Annotated in this window: 15 protein-coding genes; 5 read left to right on the top strand and 10 right to left on the bottom strand. The window is 64.1% G+C overall.

Annotation, left to right across the window (positions count from 1 at the left end; translation table 11 throughout):
• Window positions 1–94: 94 nt before the first annotated feature.
• Together KIT79_00260 and KIT79_00265 are read left to right on the top strand one after the other, a co-directional pair.
• Window positions 95–3,655 carry a CoA activase gene (locus tag KIT79_00260; protein ID MCW5827728.1) on the top strand — a complete coding sequence of 1,187 codons (3,561 nt, stop codon included), beginning with the start codon at window positions 95–97 and terminating at the stop codon, window positions 3,653–3,655.
• 64 nt (window positions 3,656–3,719) lie between these two features.
• The gene (locus tag KIT79_00265; protein MCW5827729.1) at window positions 3,720–5,381 is read left to right on the top strand and encodes a 2-hydroxyglutaryl-CoA dehydratase; all 1,662 of its coding nucleotides are present in this window, start codon (window positions 3,720–3,722) and stop codon (window positions 5,379–5,381) included.
• Window positions 5,382–5,442: 61 nt separating this feature from the next.
• Here the strand turns inward: KIT79_00265 and KIT79_00270 are convergent, their stop codons facing one another.
• Window positions 5,443–6,381, bottom strand: coding sequence for an NAD(P)-dependent oxidoreductase (locus tag KIT79_00270; protein MCW5827730.1), 939 nt, complete (start codon window positions 6,379–6,381; stop codon window positions 5,443–5,445).
• A gap of 196 nt (window positions 6,382–6,577) precedes the next feature.
• Here KIT79_00270 and KIT79_00275 point away from each other — a divergent pair, with 196 nt between their 5' ends.
• Window positions 6,578–8,674 carry a response regulator gene (locus KIT79_00275; protein ID MCW5827731.1) on the top strand — a complete coding sequence of 699 codons (2,097 nt, stop codon included), beginning with the start codon at window positions 6,578–6,580 and terminating at the stop codon, window positions 8,672–8,674.
• A gap of 82 nt (window positions 8,675–8,756) precedes the next feature.
• Here the strand turns inward: KIT79_00275 and KIT79_00280 are convergent, their stop codons facing one another.
• The 3 genes from KIT79_00280 to KIT79_00290 all read right to left on the bottom strand — a co-directional run bounded on the left by KIT79_00280 (window position 8,757) and on the right by KIT79_00290 (window position 18,369).
• A complete protein-coding gene (locus KIT79_00280; protein ID MCW5827732.1) occupies window positions 8,757–10,955 on the bottom strand; it encodes a sodium-translocating pyrophosphatase in 2,199 nt (732 codons plus the stop codon).
• Window positions 10,956–11,188: 233 nt separating this feature from the next.
• Entirely contained in the window at window positions 11,189–15,040 is a 3,852-nt protein-coding gene (locus KIT79_00285; protein ID MCW5827733.1) for a UvrD-helicase domain-containing protein, read from the bottom strand.
• Window positions 15,037–18,369: a PD-(D/E)XK nuclease family protein gene (locus tag KIT79_00290; protein MCW5827734.1), complete on the bottom strand. Its 3,333-nt coding sequence runs from the start codon at window positions 18,367–18,369 to the stop codon at window positions 15,037–15,039. Before KIT79_00290 ends, KIT79_00285 begins: the two co-directional genes overlap by 4 nt.
• A gap of 261 nt (window positions 18,370–18,630) precedes the next feature.
• Here KIT79_00290 and KIT79_00295 point away from each other — a divergent pair, with 261 nt between their 5' ends.
• Both KIT79_00295 and KIT79_00300 read left to right on the top strand, forming a co-directional pair.
• Window positions 18,631–19,524: a CDP-alcohol phosphatidyltransferase family protein gene (locus KIT79_00295; protein MCW5827735.1), complete on the top strand. Its 894-nt coding sequence runs from the start codon at window positions 18,631–18,633 to the stop codon at window positions 19,522–19,524.
• Between the two features lie 6 nt (window positions 19,525–19,530).
• Window positions 19,531–19,905: a DUF962 domain-containing protein gene (locus tag KIT79_00300; GenBank protein MCW5827736.1), complete on the top strand. Its 375-nt coding sequence runs from the start codon at window positions 19,531–19,533 to the stop codon at window positions 19,903–19,905.
• Between the two features lie 72 nt (window positions 19,906–19,977).
• Here KIT79_00300 and rplQ read toward each other — a convergent pair whose 3' ends face one another.
• The 6 genes from rplQ to infA form a co-directional block, all read right to left on the bottom strand.
• The gene (gene rplQ, locus KIT79_00305) at window positions 19,978–20,481 is read right to left on the bottom strand and encodes a 50S ribosomal protein L17 (protein ID MCW5827737.1); all 504 of its coding nucleotides are present in this window, start codon (window positions 20,479–20,481) and stop codon (window positions 19,978–19,980) included.
• Between the two features lie 77 nt (window positions 20,482–20,558).
• Window positions 20,559–21,608 (bottom strand): DNA-directed RNA polymerase subunit alpha, encoded by a 1,050-nt coding sequence (locus tag KIT79_00310; protein MCW5827738.1) that lies wholly within the window; start codon window positions 21,606–21,608, stop codon window positions 20,559–20,561.
• Between the two features lie 79 nt (window positions 21,609–21,687).
• Entirely contained in the window at window positions 21,688–22,041 is a 354-nt protein-coding gene (gene rpsK, locus KIT79_00315) for a 30S ribosomal protein S11 (protein ID MCW5827739.1), read from the bottom strand.
• A gap of 126 nt (window positions 22,042–22,167) precedes the next feature.
• A complete protein-coding gene (gene rpsM, locus KIT79_00320; GenBank protein MCW5827740.1) occupies window positions 22,168–22,545 on the bottom strand; it encodes a 30S ribosomal protein S13 in 378 nt (125 codons plus the stop codon).
• A gap of 21 nt (window positions 22,546–22,566) precedes the next feature.
• Window positions 22,567–22,683 (bottom strand): 50S ribosomal protein L36, encoded by a 117-nt coding sequence (rpmJ, locus tag KIT79_00325; GenBank protein MCW5827741.1) that lies wholly within the window; start codon window positions 22,681–22,683, stop codon window positions 22,567–22,569.
• Window positions 22,684–22,723: 40 nt separating this feature from the next.
• Complete coding sequence (gene infA, locus KIT79_00330) at window positions 22,724–22,942, bottom strand: translation initiation factor IF-1 (protein ID MCW5827742.1); 219 nt, start codon at window positions 22,940–22,942, stop codon at window positions 22,724–22,726.
• Between the last annotated feature and the right edge of the window lie 54 nt (window positions 22,943–22,996).

The following is a 22,996-nucleotide window of genomic DNA, read 5'->3' on the forward strand; positions in this document are numbered from 1 at the left end:
TCAGTCTATCTTAGGTCCACCGGGAAGGGAAGCTCAAATGTCCGAGACCAGCGAAAACGATACCCAGGCCCTTGAGGACATCCTCACCAGCCAGATGGGCGAACCGGCGCTGGACTATGACGGCCCGCTGGTGCTGGGAATCGACGTGGGTTCCACCACCGTCAAGGCGGCGGCCATCAATCCCGAGACGAAGGAAATCCTCTGGAGCGACTACCAGCGGCACAATACCCGCCAGCCGGAGAAAGTCCTCGAATTCCTGATCCGCATCGGCAACGCCTTCCCGAAGGTGGACCGCAACCGTATCCGCTGCTTCATCACCGGGTCGGGCTCCGGCCCCATCGGGCCGCACATCGGCGCCAAGTTCGTGCAGGAAGTAAACGCCGTCACGATGGCAGTCGAGCACCTCTATCCTGACGCCGGCAGCGTCGTGGAACTGGGCGGCCAGGACGCCAAGATCGTCATCTTCAAGGAGAACGAGGAGACCGGCTCCAAGCAGGCCCAGACGTCGATGAATGACAAGTGCGCCTCCGGCACGGGGGCGACCATCGACAAGTGCATGATCAAGGTCGGCCTGCCGCAGGAGGAAGTCGGCAAGCTCACCTTCGACGATTCGAAGCTCCACCATGTCGCCGCCAAGTGCGGCGTCTTCGCCGAAACCGACATCGTGAACCTGGTGAAGACCGGTATCCCCGCCAGCGAGATCATGTGCTCGCTGGCCGATGCCATCGTGATGCAGAACCTGTCGGTGCTGACCCGCGGCAACACGCTCCGCCACAAGGTGCTGCTGCTTGGCGGGCCGAACACCTACCTGCCGTTCCTCCAGGAGTGCTGGCGCAAGCGGATCCCGGAGACCTGGGACGAGCGGGGCTACAACTATCCGAAGGACGTGCACATCAACGAACTGATCCTCGTCCCCAAGAACGCCGATCTTTACGCCGCGTTCGGTTCAGTGCTCTATGGCCTCCACGAGCCGGAGGAAGTGGGCCGCTACGCCGGGATCGAGGGCCTCAAGGAGTTCATCCGCAACGGCCGCAAGGCGAAGCTCGGCGAGGCCGCCGGACCGCCGCTCATCGTCGAGGACCGGGAACTGGAGAACTTCCGCGAGCAGTACAAGATTCCCCGCTTCCAGCCGGCCGCTTTCGAGCCGGGCACCCACGTCCGTGCCGTTATCGGGCTGGACGGCGGATCGACGTCATCCAAGTGCGTGCTGGTGGACGAGAGCGGGACGATCCTGAAGAAGGAGTACCAGCTCTCCAAGGGCAATCCGATCCAGGACACCAAGGAGATGCTCGCCCGCCTCAAGGCGTTCGTCGAGGACCAGGGCGCCACGCTGGAGATCATCGGCTTCGGGGCAACGGGCTACGCCGCCGACGTGCTGGAGAAGGGCCTCAAGGCGGACGTCAACATCGTCGAGACCGTCGCGCACATGCAGAGCGCTGTCCACTACTTCGGCAACGTGGATGTGATCTGCGACATCGGCGGCCAGGACATCAAGGTCCTGTTCATGCAGAACAAGGAACTGAGGAACTTCAAGCTGTCGAACCAGTGCAGCGCCGGCAACGGCATGCTGCTCCAGGCGATGGCCGACCAGTTCGGCGTGCCGGTGACCGACTTCGCCGACACGGCGTTCAAGGCGAAGCTTTCGCCCAAGTTCAGCTACGGGTGCGCGGTATTCCTCGATTCGGACCGTGTGAACTTCCAGAAAGAAGGCTACACCAAGGAAGAACTGATGGCCGGCCTGGCCATGGTGCTGCCCAAGAACGTCTGGCAGTACGTGGTGCAGATCCCGCGCATGGCCGAACTGGGCCGCACGTTCGTCCTCCAGGGCGGTACGCAGCACAACCTCGCGGCCGTCAAGGCCCAGGTGGACTACATCAGCGAGCGTGTGCCGGGGGCGGAAGTGCATGTCCATCCGCACACGGGCGAGGCGGGCGCCATCGGCGCGGCAATGGAAACCCTGCGCGTCGTCAGGCGCCGGGGCTACACGACCTTCGTTGGACTCGATCAGGCGATCGACATCGAATACACGACCAAGAACGACGAGGAGACCCGCTGCCGGTTCTGCCCGAACCTGTGCTCGCGGAGCTTCATTGACACCCGCACGCCGGACGGCGCCACCGCACGGTACATCTCCGGTTTCTCCTGCGAGAAGGGAACGGTCGAGGACGCCGAGGCGCTCAAGCAGCTCCAGAAGGAACGGCGCACGATCATGACCCGGTTCCCGAACCTCGTCACCTACGAGGCGCGGCGGACCTTCACCCACTGGTACGAGCCGGACCCCGCGCCAGCCGCCGGTACGCCGATCGAGTTCACCTACATCGAAAAGGGTTTCCTGGGCGGCATCAAGCGGAAGACCGTCAGGCGCGGCTTCGAGCGGTCCGGCGAGGCGGCCCAGTGGCGGCGCGACAGCATCCGGGTCGGCATCCCCAAGGTGCTGAACCTGTGGAGCACGGGGCCGTTCTGGCGGACCTACTTCGAATCGCTGGGCATCAAGTCCTCGAACGTCGTCTTCAGCGACGACACGAGCGAGGAGATGTGGCAGGAGGGCGGCAAGTACGGATCGGTCGATCCCTGCTATCCGAGCAAGGTGGCGCAGGCGCACATCCACAACCTGCTGTTCCACAAGCACACGGACGAAAAACCGCTGCACTACATCTTCTTCCCGTCGATCACGCATGTGCCGCCGGGACTGGAGCATGTGCAGGATTCGGCCGCCTGCCCGATCGTGGCCGGCACACCCAACGTCATGCGGGCGGCCTTCACCAAGGAAGTGGACTTCTTCGCCCAACGGGGCATCGAATACCTCGACAATGCGGCGACCTTCGTCGAGCCGAGCTACCTGAAGAAGCAGCTGTTCGAGGCCTGGGGCCCGCGGCTGCAGGTGACCGGGGACGAAAACGATTTCGCCGTCCAGCAGGCCTTCAAGGCGCTGGATGCCTTCTCGGCCGACCTCGAAACGCGGGGCCGGGAAATCCTGGAGCAGGTGGAGAAGGAAGGCCGGATGGCGCTGCTCCTCATCGGACGGCCCTACCACAACGACCCCGGCCTCAATCACGGAATCACCGAGGAGTTCCAGGCGATGGGATATCCGGTGATCTCGATACGCTCGATCCCCCGGGACAAGGCGTGGCTGGAGCGTTTCTTCCGGAAGGATCTCGAATCGAAGCGGATCGTCTCGCCGCTGGAAATCCGCGACGTATGGCCGGAGAACTACAGCGCCAACAGCGCCCAGAAAGTGTGGGCGGCCAAGTTCGCCGCCCATCATCCGAACCTGGCGGTGCTGGACCTCTCCAGCTTCAAGTGCGGCCACGACGCGCCGACCTATGGCATCATCGAGAGCATCATCAATACCTCGAACACGCCCTATTCGGCCCTGCACGACATCGACGCCAACAAGCCTTCCGGATCCATCAAGATCCGCGTGAAGACCTACGCCTACAGCCTGTCGCTCCGCGAGGAGGCGCTCCAGGACACGGCCCGCAAGAAGGCCGAACTGGAAGACCGGCTGCGGCTGAAGAAGATCGAGCTGCTCGAGCAGAAACAGATGCAGCTCCAGGAAACCCGCGGAACGCGCGACCCCGGCCTCGACCGGGAAATCGCCGTGCTTCGCGCCAGCCAGTCCCAGGAAAACCAGGCCCAGGCCGCCGCCCTCTAGGCAAAGCCGGGTATTACATAGAAGACACCAGACAGAAACAGGAATACACCAAGGGGATCACGACATGCAGACCACCAGCCACACCGGAGAGAAGCTCAACACGGCCACGGGACTCGATATCGACTCCGAACTGGCCCGTTTCGAGGCGGAAGAGCGCAAGCGCCTCGGCATCGAGGACACGCGCCAGCAGTGGCACGATGCCAATCCCAACCAGTTCACCCGCGCCCAGCGCGACAACACGACGATCCTCGTCTCGGGCCTGACGCACGCCCATGACGTGTTCGTGCGGTCGGCGCTGGCCTCCTGCGGCTACAAGGTGAAGGTTCTGGACTGCCCGGACAACGACGCGCTCCGCTATGGCAAGGAGTTCGGAAACCGGGGCCAGTGCAACCCCACCTACTTCACCGTCGGTAACCTGGTGAAGCACCTTGCGGAGCTGCGCGACGAGAAGGGCATGTCCAAGGAAGAGATCGTGGACAACTACCTGTTCCTGACAGCCGGGGCCTGCGGCCCCTGCCGGTTCGGCATGTATGTCACCGAATACCGGAAAGCCCTCCGCGACTCCGGCTTCGAGGGCTTCCGCGTGCTGCTCGTTTCGCAAGGCGGCGAGGTCCAGTCGGCCTCCGGCCGCGGGCTCGAGTTCACCAAGTTCGATGTCAGCTGGATGTTCCGCGCGATCATCCTGGGCGATGTCCTGAACGCCCTCATGTACCGCATCCGGCCCTACGAAGTGGAAGCCGGGGCCACCGACCGGGCGCTGGAAGAATGCCGCCAGGCGATCTGCACGGCGCTCGAAAAGCGCACGTCGCTGCTCGTGGCCGTCTACAAATGCCGCAAAATCCTCTCGAAGGTGAAGGTGGACCGCACCCTCGTCCGTCCCAAGGTCGCCATCATCGGCGAGTTCTGGGCGATGACGACCGAGGGTGACGGCAACTACAAGCTGCAGCGGTTCCTTGAATCCGAAGGCGCCGAGGTGGATATCCAGCTCGTCACGGCATGGCTCATGTACCTCCTCTGGGAGCGGCGCTGGGACATCGACCGCCGGACCGAGCAGCGCGGCGAGGACGCCGTCTACCGCGGGCTCCAGAACGTGAAGGTCCGCACCCGGCGCTACACCCTGCTGTTCGCCGAATACGCCGTGCGCGGCATCTTCTACCTCTATGCCTGGATCATGGGCCTCAAGGGCTACAAGCTGCCCGACATGCAGAAGGTCTATGAAGCTGCCGAGAAGCACTACAACTGCCATGTCCGGGGCGGCGAAGGCTTCATGGAGGTGGGCAAGCTCGTGCACAACGTCGTTCACAACAAGGTGAACATGACCCTGAGCGTGAAGCCGTTCGGTTGCATGCCCTCCAGCGGCGTTTCCGATGGCGTGCAGTCGATCGTGACGGAGCTGTACCCGCAGGCGATCTTCCTGCCGATCGAGACGAGCGGGGACGCCGCCGTGAACGTCTACAGCCGCGTCCAGATGCAACTGTTCAAGGCCCGGCAGGTGGCCCAGCGCGAGGTGTCGCAGGCGCTTGCCGAGTGCGGCCTCACCCGCGAGGAGCTCAACGCCTTCATTGCGAAAAATCCCGAATATGCCCACCCGCTGCACCGGAGCCCCCATGCAGCAGGCTGCACCACGGCCGATCTCATCTACGAGATCGCTGCCAGGATGGGCAGGAAGCGCCGGGAGCTTCCTCCGGTCCAGTCGGCGGAAAACCAGGCGGCAGCGGCGGCCTGACGGCTCCGGTCACGGAAAAGCCCCTCTCCACGGTCCGTGGAGCGGGGCTTTCCCTTTTCAGCTAGAGGAACTGGACGATCAGCCTGCCAAACAGGGGGCCGACCAGCTTCTGCATGAGAAACCGCTGCCAGGCGGGTATCAGCGCGGCCATGTCCCGGGCAAAATCGTCGATTGTGTGGTTCTGGAACTCCAGCGCCGCCTGCGAATCGCCGGTGTCGTACCAGTCGAGATAGCTGGGCGTGCGGCTGAACTTCCGGGCGGGCGGGCAGGGAAGCCCCGTCACACCCATGAGCCGCGCAATGAAGTCGTGATAGAGAAACTGCTGGGATCTGCCGCCGCCCAGGATATAGACCCGGTTCTTCACCTGCCCGAACCTCTCGGCAGCGTGAACCAGCGCCATGGCGACGTCCTCCAGGTGGACGAACTCGATCCGCGAATCGTGGGGAAACATGAACATCTCCCTCATCCGGGCAGGGCTCAGATCCAGATGCGGAGCGGCGGCGATACGGCAGATCACGTAGTCGATCCCCGCCCCGGCTACGATGCGTTCCCCCTCCACCTTGGACCGGGTGTAGTGATCCACCCCGTTCATGGGATTGCGGTCGGGGTGGAGCGGCGCCTTCGCCTCCGGCGTGGGGCCGAATACCGATACGGATGAGGTGAAAACCAGCGGTTTCCGGGCAGAGACGGCGGCCTGCACCACGTTCCGGGTACCCTCGACATTCACCCGCTGCGTCAGGTCCGGTTTCTGCTCGCTGAGGGGCGGTATGATGGCCGCCAGATGAAGGATGAGGTCCGTCCTCACCGCCTCCCGCCGGAGGGCTTCCGCGTCGCCTATATCGCCCCAGACGACGTCCACACCGGGCGGAAGTTCCGTCCGGCGGGCACGGTTTACGGGGTTATCCAGATCGAAAACGAGGATCTCGTGCCCGTTGTCCAGAAACGCCCGGCTGATGTTTAGCCCGAGCCCGCCCAGTCCACCCGTAATCATCACCTTCATGCTGCCGGAAACACTCCCCGAAAGGTTTGGAGCCGGTCATTCTTAACGAAAGCGCCCGCCGGGGGCAAAAGCCCCCTTCGCCCGGAGCCGCCGGTTGCGATATAGTGACAGTCTCAAGAGATACCTGACGGGAAGGGATCCTGTGACCGCATCCGGACGGCACAAAGCCGAGTTTCCGCTGGAACCAAGGGAGCGTATGCTCTCTTCGCTCCGCTGGCTGCTCGCCTTTTCCGGCATCGGGCCGGCGTTCTTCCTGCCGGTCCCGCTGGGACTCATTACGTTCGACGAAATCCACCCTGGACGTGCCGGTATCTCACTCCTGATACACGGGGTTCTGTGGGCCTTTACCGGCGCCATTTACCTGTGGGCCCGGCGGCTGCCCGAGGGAGCCGGGATCAGGGGCGCAAGCCTGGCAGGTGTCCTGGCCTGCTACGCCATGTCCATTCACGGAATGACCTCCTGGGGCATCGACGGCGTTCCGATGCAGGTACTGGTACCTGCCATCGCCGTCTTTACCCGGATCATGCTGGACCCCCGGGACGCCCGGCTGATGGTCGGCCTTCTGATCGCCCTTTTCCTCGGTTTCACTGCTGTCGTTGTCCTCCAGCTGCCCATCTGGGCATTCGTGTTCCGCGACGGCTACTCGCCCCCGGTGCTCCCCCTGTATCACCGGATGTTCTCGGTCATTTTCGTTCTCGGCATCACGATATTCGCCTATTACTGGACAGGCCGCCTGATCCGCTCGGTAACTGCCGAACAGGCCCGCTCGCGGGATCTGGTCACGACCATGCGGACCGTCTTCGACGCATCCCCCGACGCGATCTTCGTCCTCGACCGGAATGGACTCATCATCGATACCAACGCCGCCGCGCTCAGGCTCGCGGGAGCCACCCGGCGGCCGGAACTGGTCGGGATGTCCATGCTGCGGCTTGTCGCCCCCGATCAGCAGCCCAAGGTCTGGGATCCGGTCCATCACTGCCCGCGGGTCATGAACCGGTTCGAGCGGTTCCAGTTCGGCTCCCCGGGCGATGTGCCCGCCCAGGTCGAGATCCAGATCGTCTCCCTGAACCCCGCCGACCCGGAGACGGGATTTCTGGCGACGATCCGCGACCGACGGGACGAGGAAAAACTCCGCAGCCAGCTCCAGAAGGCGCAGCGGCTCGATTCCCTCGGGGCACTCGCCGGCGGGGTCGCCCACGACCTCAACAACGCGCTGAACCCGATCCTCGGCTTCGCCAACCTGGAGCTGGACACCCCGGGGCTGCCTGACGAAACGCGCCAGTCGTTTGAGCTGATCCGCGACTGCGCGAGCCGCGCCACGAGCCTTTCCAAGCAGCTCCTGTCCCTTTCCCGGGGCGGTGCCCCGGAAGTGCGGTGGATCGATGCGACCGAAATCTCCCTCAACCTGATCTCGGTGCTCGACCGGGCGACGCCTCCCGGCGTCAGCGTCACGTTCGACGGACCGGAGCGGCATATCGAGGTGGAGTTTTCCGCCTCCCAGTACGAGCAGGTGCTCCTGAATCTCCTGACCAACGGGGTCGAGGCCATCGGCGACAAGGGACTGCTGCGGCTGGAGCTGTCGCTGATCGAGGGCGACCGGCTCCGCGAGGAACTGATCGGATGGGAGAGCGATTCGGCGCTCCTGATCGAGGTGACCGATTCCGGGTGCGGCATACCGGCCGACCAGGTTCCCCGCATTTTCGATCCCTTTTTCACGACCAAGGAGTCCCGGCGCGGTACCGGTCTCGGGCTTTCGGTGGTGGATCGGATCGTGACCGACCGGCGGGGACTCGTACGTGTCGAGAGCCAGCCCGGCGTGGGGTCAGTGTTCCGGGTCTACCTGCCCGGCGCACGGATGGCCGAGCCGAAGTCCGGGCCGGTACAGGCGGCCGCCCCCGGCACCGCCAGCCGGCGCCTCAGCATCCTCGCCGTGGACGATGAACCCTCAAACCTCATGCTGATCCAGAAGATCGCGGAAAAGCTGGGCGACCGGGTGCGGACGGCCAACTCCTGCTCCGAAACGCGGGCCTATGCGGCGACGATGGGCGAGAACTTTGACCTCGTCCTGATGGACCTTCTGCTGCCGGACGGGAACGGCGCGGAACTCTACGCCGAGATCAAGCACAGCATCGGAAATCCGCGTGTGATTTTCCTGTCCGGCTATTCCCGCGAGGCCATACCCAAGCACGTGCTTGAATCGGCCGAGTTCGAGGCGTTCTTCCCCAAGCCCATCAACGTCAGCCACCTTACCGAGATGATTCACCAGTGCCGGGACCGGCGGACCCAGAGCTGAAAACAAAAGCGGCCCGGGATCGCCGGGCCGCTCCTGTTTTATCCGACCGGCCCCTTTTGGGAGCCGTTTCGTTCCGATAAGGTCAGTGGGCGGACGCGATGAACAGCGGTGCCAGCACCAGCGTCAGCGTGGCCAGCAGCTTGATCAGCACGTGGATCGACGGGCCCGCCGTATCCTTGAAGGGATCGCCCACGGTATCACCCACGACAGCCGCCTTGTGCTGGTCGGAGCCCTTGCCGCCGGTTCCCTTGCCCAGCTCGATGTACTTCTTGGCGTTGTCCCAGGCGCCGCCAGCATTGTTCAGGAACGTCGCCATGAGGATGCCGCTGATGGTGGCCGACATGAGGAAGCCAGCCACGGCCTTCGCACCGTATACCGGGTCACCTTCCGGAGCGAGAAACCGGAAGAACAGGCCCACCACGACCACCGAGCCCACAACGAACAGGCCCGGAGCGACCATCTTGCGGAGCGCGTCCTTGGTAACGATATCGACCACTGCGCCGTAGTCGGGATCCTGCGTGCCTTCCATGATGCCCGGCCGCTCCTTGAACTGGATGCGGACGGCGCTGATGACCGACTGCGCAGCGGTGCCCACGGCACGGATGCAGAGGGCGCTGAAGTAGAACACCACCATCGCGCCCAGCAGCGCGGCGATGAAGACGGCGGGGTTCACGAGGTCGATGGTCTCGTAACGGTCGGCGCCGGTGAAGTTCTTGATCTCGTCCAGGTAGGCCGAGAACAGCAGGAACGCGGCCAGCGCGGCCGAACCGATGGCGTAGCCCTTGGTGAGCGCCTTGGTGGTGTTGCCCACGGCATCCAGACGGTCCGTCTTGTGGCGGACATTGTCCGGCTGGTGGGACATCTCGACAATGCCGCCAGCGTTGTCGGTGATCGGCCCGAAGGTGTCCATCGCCAGCACGTAGCCGGCCGGCCCGAGCATGCCCATCGTGGCGACGGCAGTTCCGAACAGGCCAGCGGCCACCGGCTCAAGCTGCGGAAGGGCCTCCTGGCCGAGGTGGTAGCTCGACAGCACGGCGGCCGAAATCGCCAGCACCGACAGCAACGTGCATTCGAAACCGACGGCGATGCCCTGGATGATGTTCGTCGCCGGGCCGGTCATCGAGGCGTCCGCGATCGAAAGCACCGGACGGTATTTGTACTCCGTGTAGTACTGGGTGATGTAGAGGAATGCGACCGAGCAGAGAATTCCGATCATCGCGCAGCCCGAATAGTACAGCCAGGCCGAATTAAGGAACTCCCCTTCGGCCCGGAGAAGCCAGTAGGAGGTGAGCACAAAGCCCAGGAACGCCAGTATCGCGGTAACGTAGTAGCCCCGGTTCAGCGCGTCCATGGGGTCGGCGTCTTCCTCGGTCTTGACGATCATGATGCCGATGATCGAGGCGATGAGCCCCAGTGACCGCGCCACCAGCGGGAACATCACGCCGCCCACCCCGAAATAGGGGAACAGTGCGACGCCCAGGATCATTGCGCCGATGTTCTCGGCGGCGGTCGATTCGAACAGGTCCGCGCCACGGCCCGCGCAGTCGCCCACGTTGTCACCCACAAGGTCCGCGATCACGGCCGGGTTGCGGGGATCGTCCTCCGGAATACCTTTCTCGACCTTGCCCACGAGGTCGGCGCCCACGTCGGCAGCCTTGGTGTAGATGCCGCCGCCCACCTGGGCGAACAGCGCCACCAGCGATGCACCGAAGGCGAAGCCCGCGATGATGTACGGAATCTGTTTCACGAGCTGGTTGTACTCGGGCGAACCGGCTTCAAGACCGTGTGACTTCACGAGGTAGACCAGGAAGTAGAGGCCCGCCACGCCGACAAGGCTCATGGCCACGACGAACAGGCCCGATACGGCTCCGCCACGGAGCGCGATCTGCATCGCGCTGTTCAGCGAGGTGCGGGCGGCCGCAGCCGTACGGATATTGGCGCGGATTGAAATCCACATGCCGACATAGCCAGCCAGCACGGAGCAGGCCGCGCCGAGCAGGAAGGCGATCGTCGTCCAGACCGCCAGTTCCACGGCCGTTTCGGTCGGATCGAAATCATGGTGCCCGCGGACCAGCCAGTAGAGAACGAAGATGAGGACGCCCAGCGCGCCGGCGATCGTGATGATCGTCTTGTTCTGGCGCGACAGGAATGCCTCGGCTCCCGCCTTGATGGCGTTGGAAATCTTCTGCATCTCGTCGGGGCCGCAGTCCTTCGCCATGACCCACTTGAGGAGCCAAACGGCGAAGGCGAGTGCGCCGGCGCCAATGACAAGGACGCCCATCACCAGAATGCTGACGTTCTGGCTGGCATCGACCGCTGAGATACTGTTTTGAGCGAGATAATTGAGAATTGGGTGCATAATCCTTCCGTCCATCCCTCTAGGGCAAAGTTAAGCCGCGTTCGCGTATCACTTGGCCCGCAACGCGTCAAACGGCATTTAAGAATCGGTTTTTATATAATAATTCCAGCTAGTTATACTGGCATCGGGTCAGCGTATACCGGCCCTATCCGCCTTCAGGCATCCTCAAACTCGCGGCAAATCCCGTGAAGCCGGTAACCGCAGTCCCGGCACGGAAGGGGCGGATTTGACCGATTTCCCGCCCCATCCACCCCCCGGAACCGTCCGGCAAGGATATCCTCCGCGCAGCGTCCCAGAACGGCGGCAATCTCGCCGGGCCCCGGCACGGCCTCCACGGCAGTGATGATCCCCTCGTCAATCCACGCGATGGCGGCAGTTTTCACCGGGCGGCCGGTACTCTCCAGCGCCCATTTGTACAAACCCAGTTGCAGATCATACCGTTCGGAGCGGATCTTTTCCCTTGCGCCAGCCTCCCCCCCGGCCCGGCCGGACTTGTAGTCCATGATCTCCCAGCCGTTGCCTGTATCGAACGCAAGGTCGATCGCGCCCCGGATGTCGATATCGAGGTCGGACGAACCCGGCGGCTGGTAACGGACAAGAAACTCCCACTCGCGACGAACGTCCCGAGCTCCTTCGGTGCGCGGCCGGATGGCCGACCCGTAGAAGTCGAGAGCTCGGGCGGCGGAGGCGACGATCTCCGGCAAAGCATTCTCGCGCTCGAACTCGTCAAGCTGGGACAGCTTGTGCCGGACCCAGTCCAGGTAGTCATCACCCACCGACCCAAGCTCCAGCGCACGATGCAGGAGGGTTCCGCGCAGCATCCCGCCCAGTACGGCGGGGCTGCCATCGGTTTCCGCCGCGGACGATACCCGCGGCACGATAAACCACCGGTGCGGGGGAACCTCGAGGACATGGCGGTAGTAATATTTGAGCTCGCAGTCGAGGAATGTCCGGAGCGAGGAGTAGTCGAGCACCACCCGGCGGCGTCCGCCGGGCGGTGCCGGGAACAGTACCGCCGGGCTGGCGGCGGCCGCCCTGGCGAAACGGTCCTCGATGCCGGGGAAACGGTCGCTGACGGCTGCCGTGCCGGCGGCGGCATAGGCAGAGAGCGGACGAAGCTGCACGAGGCAGGTTTCCGTGCCAAAAGCGGCCTCGCGTGTTTCTTCCTCTCCGTCCGCTTCCGGGCCAAATGCGAACCGCAGATGCGCCGCCGGACCACCCGGCGCGCTCGACAGGAAGACGAGCGCCTTTCTGGCGCGGGTAGCCGCCACGTAGAAAATCCTCAGATCCTCGGCGGCTTCGCGGCCATCCTTCAAGGGACCAGCCGCCAGGAAATCCGCCGGTTTGAGCGGATTCTCGCCGGGGCCCGGCGGAACCCCGAATGCCGGAACCTCCCTCCTGTCACCTGCCGGATGCCAGCGGATGTCAATGCCTCCCTTGTTTCCCCCCAACTGCGTGCCACAAAACGGAAGCATCACCACATCAAACTCGAGCCCCTTGGCCCCATGAATGGTGATAAGCGCCACCCGGTCGTCGCCGTCGCCCCAGGCGGCCGACGGCTCGCTCACCGCATCACCCGCCTCCAGATGCCGGTTCAGTTCACGCAAAATCTGTACGGCGCCAAGGCCTTCGGCTTCCCGGGCCCGCACCCAGTCGAGAAACTTCTCCAGATTGGCCAGACGGGCAGGCCCTCCCAATCCGGCCCCGAAGGCCGCCCGGACGGCCAGTTTCCCGATGAGCAGCTCCAGCGCGCTCACGCAACCCGAAACCTGGAGCACCTGCCGGGCAGCCTTCATCGCGCCAGTCACCTGCCTGAGCTGGCTGGCCGCATTTCCCGGCGACCGGCGCTCGAGTTCCGACACGATATACTCCAGATCCCCGCCACCCTCTGATCGCATCCACCGGTCAAACCGGCGGGCCGGATCGAGCGAGGCGAAACGGTCGTCAGGGTTCTTCAGCACCGACATGGCGAAGATTGCGTCGAGCGGCAGCGCAGCTACCGGCGATATCCAGAAGGCAAGCAGGCTGGCTCCCGTGATGGGCGACACCAGGACCGAAAGGGCTGCACCCAGGTCGGCCACCTCCTGCGAGCCGAAGAAGCCACCCTCGGCCCGGCGATGGCAGGGGATCCCCGCCTCCAGAAGCCTGGCTTCCACCTTCGAGATCTGGGCATGGGACCGGCAGATGACAGCGCACTTGCTCCAGGGAACCGGATCGATTCCGCCGGAGCCCGAATGCAGTTCCTTCAGCCGCAAGGCAAGGGCCCGGAGCTCGGCCGCCTCCGCTCCACCCCGGTCAGCAAGGCCTGCCGGATCCGGGCAGCCGATCCACTCCACAAGACCGCCGGGTCCGGTATGACCGTCCACCGGGTCAAGCGGCTGGCGGCGGGCCTCGAAGGGCCGTGGATTCTCGCTGCCGTCCGGCATGGCAATGGAGAAAATGCGGTTAAGCGCCAGCAGTACGTTCCGCTGCGCACGAAAACTCTTGCAGAGGGTTGTCCGGGCATCCCCCTCCCCGGACTGATGACCCTTGTGGCTCACATTCAGCTCGCCCAAGCGGCCGATCGCCTCGGAAAAGACCGTCACGTCGGCCCGGCGGAAGGCATAGATCGACTGTTTTTCGTCGCCGACGAGGAACACGTCGGCGTCCTTATCCAGGTTTTCGATAATGAACGACAGGAACTGCCACTGGACCGGCGAGGTATCCTGAAACTCGTCAACGAGCAGGTGGCTGATGGACCGGGCGATACGCCTGCGGGCAGCGGCACTGTGGCGGAGGATCTTCCCGAACTCCACTTCGAGATCGTCAAAGTCGAGCGTGGAAATCCCGCGTCCCTGCCGCCGCCTCCAACGGTACCAGTCGCGGACAACGATACGGACATTGTCACGATCTTCTGCTTCGAGGCGGCTGACCGCAGCCTCGGGCGATTCATCCTCCCTCTTCAGAGCGGTGAGCGACTCCGGCCATTCTTTTTTCGTTTTTTTCGGGACAGCCGGGAACCACAGTTTGATTTCGTCCAGAAGCTGGACGACCTGCTGGTAGTCGGCCTCGTTCCGAAACCACTTCGTTTCTGCATTAATTACACCGCCACCTTCCAGGATCAGCCCGCACAGTGCTCCGAACGCCGCGTTCTGGTCCGGCCCCGGCCCGGCCCCGAAGAACCGGCCAAGTGCCGAGGCCAGTAGCGGCCCCGCCTTGCGTATCTTGGCGTTGCCTGTTGTTTTACATCGCTCCCTGTCCGCAACGATCGCTTTAAATGCGGCGGAGAGCCGGTTCACCCAGTCCCGGTACGGACCCGGCGTCGTGAGCGCCCGGTATAACCGGCCCTGCTGCTGTTCACGGACAAAGCTGGCCAGCGCTTCAACGCCGGGCTCCGTTGCGGATATCGCGCCATCTTCCGATATCCACGATCCCACGAGTTCACGCCGGAGATCGAGCGCGTCCATCAGCTTCGCCAGCCTCGGCGGCTCCCACCGGGCAAGCAGGTGCCGGGCCGCAGCGACCGCATCCTTATCCGTCTCCGGATGGCGGCGTTCGGGATCGAGCAGTTCAGCCAGATACGGGGCCGCGCCGGTAGTTTGCTCGTCGCGGAGCTTTTCCTCGACTGAAAAGCCGGGGTCTATGTCGCCGTCCAGCGCCAGCTGGCGGAGCATCCGTGCGGCGAGGCTGTGCAGTGTGGAAATGCGGGCATCCGGCAGGCGCTCAAGCAGAGCGAGCCATCCCGTCCGGTCTTCAGCGCCGGTGGAAGCCCTGAGCTTCCTGTATATCTCCCGGCGAATGCGGCTGCGGATCTCTCCGGCCGCCTCCTTGGTAAACGTGACGGCGACGATCCGGCCAAGGGCCTCCACCCGCCTTTCCGGCGGAGTCTGTTCCAGTATCCGCACGATCCGGCCAGTCAGCACGAGGGTTTTTCCCGAACCTGCCCCGGCACTCACCCCCAGGTGGCGGCCGGGAGTCATGGCCGTCTCCTGTTCCTCAATCGAGAACCGCCTGTCGCTGGCGTTCATGCATCATCTCCAGATGCGTCGCCCGCTGCGGCCGGCGCATCCCATGACGGCAGCACGCCGTATCGTTCCCGGTCCCCGTTACGAATTTCGCGCAACTGTTCATCGCGGTGGCAGGCCGCTTTCAGATGGCAGTAGCCGCACCTCGCCTCGGCCTCCTTGAGCGGCGTGGTCGTGAACGAGCCGGACTCCACCAGCCGGGCGATCTGCCGGGCCCTGTCGAGATAGCGCTGCTCAAGGGCAGGAAGATCCATGGCCAGCTTGCCAACACCCGTCCGCGAGCCCTCCCGGCCAAATACCATGCGGTCTTCCGCGCACATCAGGGGATCGGTCACCTTCGTTTCGGGCAGCCGGAGGCTGTAGTAACCGCCGCCCAGCCAGTTGCCGCCACCCGTTGCCTCTTCCCCCAGAAGCACACGGGCCGCTGCCGCATAGACCGGAAGCTGGAAGGCCAGCCCCCTGGTCAGCTCCTTTTCTCCGGCTCCGGCCCTGCCCGTCTTGTAGTCGAAGATGAAAAAACCGCGGCCGGGGACGGTATCCACCCGGTCGATGGCGCCGCTGAACCTGAGCCCCGCCCATTCAAACGGCCCGGAACCGGCCCTCCCGAACTCCAGTTCGACCGCTACGGGCCTCGAATAGGGTGCGATCTGCGACTCGTATACGAGGAAACGGTCCAGTATCCGGCGGGACCGGTCCTGCTCGATCTCCCATGCCTCGCCGTGAAAAGTGCGGGAGAGTCCCTCGGTTTTTGCCTTGAAAATCGCCATCAGCCGGGGGCGAACGGCATCAGCCCAGTCCGGGCTCCCACGGCGATCCAGCACTTCGGGATCACGATAGAACTCCTCAAGAACCTCATGGATCAGCGTGCCGCGCTCCATCGGCGTGGGCCCGGATGTCCGCTCCTGGCGTTCGCGGGCTCCAAGCCGCGTGACGGCAAGATAGAAAAACGGACACCGGGCATATTCGCCAAGCCGCGACGGCGACAGGGGACGGTCGCGGAGCATGGCGGCCAGTTCCTCCCGGAAAGCCCCGCTCACCCGGTGTGTGGCTGTCCTCTGAAGCGCGGCAGCGGGATCCAGCGATGGCTCGGCCACCAGCAACTGTTCCGGCCAGCGGGATGGCAGTTCAGGGAACAGGACGGCCCTTGCCGTTTCTGGCCAGTCCGGCCGGTTTCCGTATTCAGCCTCGAAACCCGACAGCCAGGCTGCCGACTGGCGGACCAGGCTGTTCCAGTGCGATATGGAAGGCAGCCCGGCACCCACCAGCCGCTCGCTGATGATCCAGACCGGAGAACTCATCACGGCCCTGCGGTCACTGTCCCGCCGCGGAGCGGAAAGATACACCGGACCCGCCGTTTCGATCAGTGCCAGTCCCAGCCGCGACCAGGCCAGATCTGCCCCGCTCGTCCCGGCGTCCAGGCCGAGACGGCGGCGGGCGTCAGGACTCCCCCACACGGGATCAGGTTCCCGGCCGGGAAAGGACTCTTCGGAAAGGCCGGTCCACTCCAGATGCCGGAGGCAGAGACCCGGTATGTCCCGGGGCGACAGCACCCGCACGGCCTTGGCAGAAGGAACATGCTCCGGCACGGCGGCCGTGTGAAGCAGCTCGTCCAGATCGGCGGCCCAGTCCCTTAAGGGGCGTTCCCCGATGGCGAGACGCTCGGAATCCGCGACCGCACCGGCCAGCGTATCGAACAGCCGGGTAAGCCCTGAAAAGGACCGGTGAAGCGCAGCGGCATCCTCCGGGCCATTCCCGGAGAGCTGCGCCAGCCGCCGGGATACGCGGGCGTTCCAGATCACCCGTTCAAGCCAGTACGCAAACCGGCGGGCCGTGACCGGTTCCTGCGGCCGTATGCCCAGACACCCCTGTTCCATGCGCCCGGCGGCCGAAAGCCCAGACAAGCCCATGAACAGGCGGCCAAGCGCCTCCGCCGCCCGGAGAATGGGCAGGTCGTTCCAGCCAGACCGGGCGCCGTTCTCTTTCGCCCGTGCCGCAGCGGCAAGCTGCTGCAACCGGGGCAACCACAGGTGCCAGCCGCCCTGCGCTCTCGCCTGGTCGAAGGCTTCGTCAAAATCCCTCAGAAGTGCCGGCCCAACCCGCCGGGGCTGGACCGCCGCCGCTTCATCAGCAGCCGTGGCGGTGCCTGCCAAATCCCAGTTCACCAGCGGGTGCGAAAGGAAATCCATGAGCGGCTCCGGCTCAAATCCCGAGCCGAGCGCTGCCAGAAACGACACCACCGCCCGGCCTGGTTCGGTTTCCGCCACTGTCCGGGCACGTGCGATCTCGACCGGGAACCCATACCGCCGGGCGATGCCTTCGACCTGTGCCGAAAGCGCATCGGGATTGGTCAGGACAATCCCTGCCTCCTGCGGATGGATTTCACCCGCATCCAGCCGCCGGCGTATCCGCTCGCAGGCTGCGTGCAGTTCATCGGCAGGTGTTCCCTCGGCCTGGCCGGCGAACACGGCCGCATTGCTGGCGGCGATCTCGCCTTCAGCCAGAGGATCCAGAAGTGCCTCGCGGTCCGGATTCCAGGCGCCTTCCGCGGCCGGAAGTTCCGTCCAGTGGCCAAACGCCCGGAACCGGTCGAGGATTCTGCCAGTCGCACGCCAGGCCGGGAGCCGGGCCAGTTCCGCCTTGCTGGCCTGCGACGGGAGCATGGGAATTTCCACCTGAACGCCGGAACCAGCGGTAGCGAGCGCATCCAGCAGTTCCACGAAACCAGGAGAGGTCTCCGCGCCCAGTTCCACCCGGACGGCCGTGAACGGAGCAGCCGCCTTCCCCTGCCTCACCCACCGGGACAGCCGCCATTCCAGCGCAGGTGCGAAGACCAGCCGGTGCCGCTCCAGTTCGCCGTACCATCCGGCAAGAACCGGCAGCCAGGTACGGTCATCCCCATGCGGATCCGCCAGGGCGGACTGTATGGCCGCTGGAGAATCGAACCCGGCTTCAGCCAGCTCGGCGAAAAATCTCAACAGCAGCCTGCGGGAACCCCCATGGGCCCGGAGGGACTTCAGGTGGGCCCCGGGCTCCGTGTCTGCAGCAAAAAGATTTTCCACCACCCGCTCCAGCGCGAGCCGGGCAGCGAACGGACCGGCGATCATCCAGTCCGGCGGCGCGACCGACTCGGCGAACTGACGCGGTGTGAACAGGCGCACCGGCAGCGCCCCATTACGGGCGAGAAAATATTCCTCCACCTGACGGCGGCGGTGGATCGTCGGGAAGACGAACGCCACCTGGCCGCCGGACAGGAGTTCCGGAGGAAACTCGCCGGACCAGATTCCAGGGGTATCGGTCCCCGGCGGGACGATGCGATAGGTGCCTTTGGGCATATAACCTTGACTGCCCTCCCTGTTTAATCCTTGCATGGGCATATGTCAGGACGTGACACAGCACTTGTGGCGGCAGTCCCAAAGTGGACATAAACGGCTGATATAACTCGTTTTTTTCAGACCAAATATCCGATTGACCGCCCCCATCAATATCATTAAATTGGCTCAAGCTCTTCGGAGGCTGACCCCGGAGTGCTTGCCGGAATGGCCAGCAGGCGTCTCCCGGCCCGGGTTCCCCAGCCAGAGGTTCATTCCACGGACATGTTTGAGAACATCTTCAAGGAGGAAGCGGCGCTTTCGCTGGTTCCGCTCATCCTCGCCAACAGTCTCATCATCGGTGCCTGCTGCGTTTACGCTATCAAGCGGTACGTCCTCAACCAGGAAAAGAAGTCCAACCGGATCGCCGCCAAGAACCGCAAGGAGAGCGCCATGCTGTCGAGCTTCTGGCGCGACTACTGGCACTGGTTGACCGAGCCGGTCGAGCGGTTCCTGATCCGTATCCATGCGACCCCGAACGGAATCACTACCTTCGGTGTCGTGCTGTCCCTCGGCGCAGCCGCCGCCTATTACCTTGGCCACGTGGGGACGGCAGGCTACCTCGTCATCTTCAGCGGCACCTGCGACATGTTTGACGGCCGGGTGGCCCGCGCCACGGGGCAGGAAACCAAGTCCGGCGCCTATTACGATTCGGTCATGGACCGGGTGGGCGAAGCCGTCGTGATGATCGGTATTGCCAGCTATTTCATGAACCACTGGATGTTCTGGGTGACGTCGGCCACGCTCATGGGCTCGCTGCTCGTCTCCTATACCAAGGCACGGGGTGAAGGGATGGGCGTGGACTGCAATGTCGGCATGATGCAGCGGCCTGAGCGAATCATGTATCTGGCCACGGCCTCACTGTTCGACCCGGTGTTCAAGGATCTCATCGCGCCACTGTTCGGCATGCGGACAGACGTCCACTACCTGCTGATCCTCATCGTCATCGTCATGGCGATCTTCACCAACATCTCGTGGATCGAGCGGATGGTCTATATCTACCGTGAGCTGGAATCCCGGCCCGGCAACAACATATCGGCTGCCCGTGCCGCCGCGACGGAAACCCCGCCGCCCGCTGCCGCCGAGCCGGTCCCCGCAGTGACTTCCAAGCAGGGCTGAAATGTCATGGCCGACAATGGACGGATACAGTCATTCGAGGAGTTCTGGCCCTACTACGTGGGCGAGCACCGGAATCCGGTCTGCCGGGGGCTGCACTACCTCGGTACCACGACCGCACTCGCCTGCTTCGCCACCGGCGTTGCCACCTGGAACCCCTGGCTCGTACTCGCTGCCCCGGTAGCCGGTTACGGGCCCGCCTGGATCGGCCACTTCCTGATCGAAAAGAACCGCCCGGCGACGTTCACCTATCCACGCTGGTCGCTGATCGCCGATTTCAAGATGCTGGGTCTCGCCCTGCAGGGACGGATGTCGGGCGAAGTGACCCGTCTTTATGGAAGTCCCAATCCGCCCCGGAACGCCCCGCTGCTGGCGACGCGCTGACACCCCGGAAACCGAAACGCCCGGCCCCTTTAAAGGGAACCGGGCGCCGGTTTCCTGCAACCTGCAGGCGGGCTATTCGGTCTTTTCCGCAGCCGCTTCCTTCTTGGTCGAAGGCTTCTTCGCCTTCGGGGCGGCCTTTTCCTTTGCCGCGCCGGTGGAACGGCGCTTGGGCGCCTTCTTCTTCGCGCCTCCAGCCACTTCGGCCGGCAGGAACTCAATCACCGACATGGCGGCATTGTCTCCTGCCCGGCGGCCGATCTTGATGATACGGGTATACCCGCCGGCTCGCTCCTTGAAACGGGGAGCCAGCGTGTCGAACAGCTTGCGAACGGTATCACGCGACCGGAGCCTGGCGAAGGCGCGCTCGCGCAGCGTGTAGAGCGTCGCCTTGTCGGCCCCAATCCCCTGCTTGCCGAGGGTGATGATCCGGTCCGCATGGCGGCGCAGTTCCTTGGCCTTGGCGTCCGTGGTGCGGATCTGCTCCAGATCAATGAGCGAATTGAGCTGGTTACGGAACATCGCCTTGCGGTGCTCCGTGCTCCGTCCGAACTTCTTTTCCTTGCGATGGTGGCGCATTTTTCAGGATCCTCACTGGATGCGCGCCTTCAAAGAGGCGCCGTCAGTAGCTGTTTTCCGTCCGGAAGCCTAGCCGCTCAGCCGAGCGTCCCGCCCGAACCACCGCCCATGGGCGGTGCCCAGCCGTCAATCTTCATGCCCAGGGCGAGGCCCATGCCTTCGAGCAGATCCTTGATCTCCTGAAGCGACTTGCGGCCGAAGTTCTTGGTCTTGAGCATCTCGGCCTCGGTCCGCTGTACCAGTTCGCCAATGTAGCGGATGTTGGCATTCTTGAGGCAGTTGGCCGACCGGACCGACAGCTCGAGCTCGTCCACCGACTTCGTCAGGTATTCGTTCAGCCGCGCTGCCTGCTCGGCCGTTCCCGCCGTCGTGCTTCCGGTAACAGCCGACACCGACTGCTGGACCGGCTCTTCTTCCTCGGCAAAGTTTATGAAAATCTGGAGCTGGCGCTTCAGGATGGAAGCGGCATAGGCCACGGCATCCGCCGGGCTGACAGCGCCGTTGGTCCATACTTCCAAGACCAGCTTGTCGTAATCGGTGATCTGGCCAACACGGGCAGAAGGAACCTGGAAGTTCACCTTCCGGATCGGCGAGAACATCGAATCGAGCGGGATCGTTCCGACCGGATCGCCTTCCTTGCGGTTTCGCTCGGCCGGGACATAGCCCTTGCCCAGGCTGACCACGGCTTCGATGTTGATCGAGCCGCCGGGCTGAAGTTCAGCGATGAAGAGGTCGGGGTTCAGTATCTCCAGGTCATGCGGCAGATCGAAGTTCCGCGCCGTCACGGTGCCAGGGCCCTGTGCCTTGAGCCGGATACTCACGGGGCCTTCGGTCTGGCTCCGGAAGATCACGTTCTTCAGGTTCAGGTTGATCTCCGTGACGTCCTGGACGATTCCGTTCAGCGTGGTGAACTCGTGCTTGACACCCTCGATCCGGACGTGGGTGATGGCCGCGCCCTGGAGCGACGACAGCAGGATCCGCCGGAGCGAATTGCCGATCGTTATGCCGAACCCGCGCTCCAGCGGCTCGGCAATGAACTTGCCGTAGGTCGCTGAGGTTTCTTCCACCATCAGCTTGTTTGGTGAAATCAGTTCCCGCCAGTTCCTGGAAATGAGCGACATCGACATGGTGTACCGTCCTTCGAGTGTTCCTTGCGCCTCTGATCGCCTCCGTTTGACGGGAGGCTCCTGCCCGATTCTTCCTGCCCTATGTGCGGCGCCGCTTGGGCGGCCGGCAGCCATTGTGAGGCAGCGGCGTCACGTCCTTGATCTGGGTGACCTTCAGGCCGGCCGCGTGCAGGCTGCGAACCGCCGCCTCGCGCCCCGGACCGGGCCCCTTGACCTGGACGGCCACCGACTTGACGCCGACCTGGATCGCCTTCTGGGCGGCCTTTTCGGCGGCGACGCTGGCCGCATAGGGTGTCGACTTGCGCGAGCCCCGGAAGCCCGATCCGCCCGCCGTTCCCCAGGAGATCACGTTCCCGGCCGTGTCCGCGATGGTCACGATCGTGTTCGTGTAGGTCGCCTGGATGTGCGCCACGCCGTGATCGACTCCGCGCATCTTGGTCTTCTTGACCTTGGCCGGGGCCTTGGCTTCCGCGCCCTGTTCCTGCTTTTCGTCCGCCATCTGGTTGTTGCCTCGCTGGCCCCGGCGGCCCCCGTCAAACGGAGGCCCGCCACCGGCCGGTTACTTGGTTTCCTTCTTCTTGCCTGCGATCGTCTTGCGCGGCCCCTTGCGGGTGCGTGCGTTGGTCCGGGTCCGCTGGCCGCGCACGGGGAGACCCTTGCGGTGCCGGAGGCCCCGGTAGCAGCCCAGATCCATGAGCCGCTTGATGCTGAGTGCCGAGTCCCGGCGGAGGTCGCCCTCCACCTTGTAGCTGACTTCCATGACACGGCGGATTTCGGCCACCTCGCCCTCAGTGAGCTGGTCGGCCTTGCGTGCGCCGTCAATCTTGGCGGCCGCGCAGATGGCCTTGGCCGTCTTCGATCCGACGCCGTAAATGTAGGTCAGCGCCACATCAATGCGCTTGTTCTTCGGTACGTCTACGCCTGCGATACGGGGCATGTAAATTCTCCTGGAAAGGGCTCAGCCCTGCCGCTGCTTGTGGCGCGGATTGGCCGGACAGATCACGCGAAGCACACCCTTGCGCTTCACGAGCTTGCACTTGGGACACAACTTCTTGACTGAGGCTCTGACTTTCATTTCTTCCTTGCGACTCCGCCGGCTTCCGGCATTCTCCCGGCTACTTGGCCCGGTAGGTAATCCGCCCCTTGGTCAGGTCGTAGGGCGACAGTTCCACTGTGACCTTGTCCCCCGGCAGAATGCGGATGTAGTGCATCCGCATCTTTCCGGAGATATAGGCGAGGATCTTGTGGCCGTTGTCCAGTTCCACCCGGAACATGGCGTTCGGGAGCGGCTCGACCACTTTCCCCTCGACTGTTATGGCATCTTCTTTTGACATGTTCCTCTGCTGTTCCAGCAGCCGGCCCCCTCACCCGGGGGGACTGTTCATAGG

The organism is Deltaproteobacteria bacterium (genome assembly GCA_026129095.1).
Taxonomy (GTDB): domain Bacteria; phylum JAGRBM01; class JAGRBM01; order JAGRBM01; family JAHCIT01; genus JAHCIT01.